Annotated in this window: 1 protein-coding gene; it reads right to left on the reverse strand. The window is 69.4% G+C overall.

The window, feature by feature from the left end; translation table 11 throughout:
• Positions 1-153 precede the first annotated feature (153 nt).
• Positions 154-1153: arabinan endo-1,5-alpha-L-arabinosidase (locus AB0G16_RS38820; protein ID WP_362816043.1), on the reverse strand; the 1000-nt coding region annotated here is incomplete at its 5' end.

Consider the following 1153-nt stretch of genomic DNA (forward strand, 5'->3'; position numbering starts at 1 on the left):
GACCACTGCGAGGACACCGCGTAGTCCACCCGGCAGGCCACCGCCGCCTGGGCCGTGACGGCCGGTACGACGACGGCGGCGCCGAGAAGCAGGGCCGTGGCGATGGTGCGCGTTCGAAAAAGGCGCATGGTGATCGCTCCTGACGGATCAGGGTCAGTAGACGAACGGCCAGCCGGCCGAGTCGTAACCGATCCGGTTGATACCGAGAAGGGAGGCGCCGTTGGCGGCGTAATAGTGGTAGATCAGCAGCTCACCGTCGGTGTCGGCGAGGACGTCCTGGTGACCCGGGCCGTTTATCGAGCCGTGCCCGGCCAGCACCTGGGTGCCGCCGCCGGAGGTCATCGCGACGCCGTTGCGGTCGACGTAGGGACCGGTGACGCTGGTGGAGCGGCCGACCATGACCCGGTAGGTGCTGGCGGCGCCCTGACAGCACCGGTCGAAGGACACCCACTGGTAGTAGTAGTTGCCGTGCTTGACGATGGTCGGCGCCTCGATCGCGGTGCTGCCCGGGCGGGCGGCGATGCTGCGCATCGTGCTGTCCAGGCGCTTGCCGGTGGCCGGGTTCAGCTCGACCAGCTTGATGCCGGACCAGAAGGAGCCGAAGGACATCCACCAGCGACCCTGGTCGTCGACGATCAGGTTGGGGTCGATCGCGTTGTAGTTGCTGGAGGCGGTGGTGGAGACGACCAGTCCCTGGTTGGTCCAGGAGCCGGAGGCCCCGGTGGGGCTGGTGGCCAGGAAGATCGCCGAGTTGGTGGAGCCGAAGCTGGAGGCGGAGTAGTACAGGTAGTACTGGCCGTTGTGGTAGGAGATGTCCGGTGCCCACAGGTTGAGAGCGCCCCCGGTGTAGGGGGTGGTCCAGGGGGCGCCGCCGGGGAAGACGCTTCCGGCGTTGCGCCAGTTGATGCGGTCGGTGGAGGTCTTCAGGGCGACGTTGTTGCCGGTGTGGGCCATGATGTAACCGCCGCCGGGCCGCTTGACCACCGTGGGATCGTGCACGCCGATGTCGCCCGTGACACGACCGGGGGCGGGGTAGGAGGCCGGCGGGGTCGTCGGCCCCGACGGCGTCGGCGTCGGCCTGGGGGTGGGGCTGACCGTGGGGGTGACCGTCGGGCTCGCGGTGGGGGTCGGCGAGACCGGGGCACCGGTGCAG

Origin of the sequence: Streptosporangium sp. NPDC023615, assembly GCF_040640155.1 — a bacterium.
In the GTDB taxonomy this organism is placed as follows: Bacteria; Actinomycetota; Actinomycetes; order Streptosporangiales; family Streptosporangiaceae; genus Streptosporangium.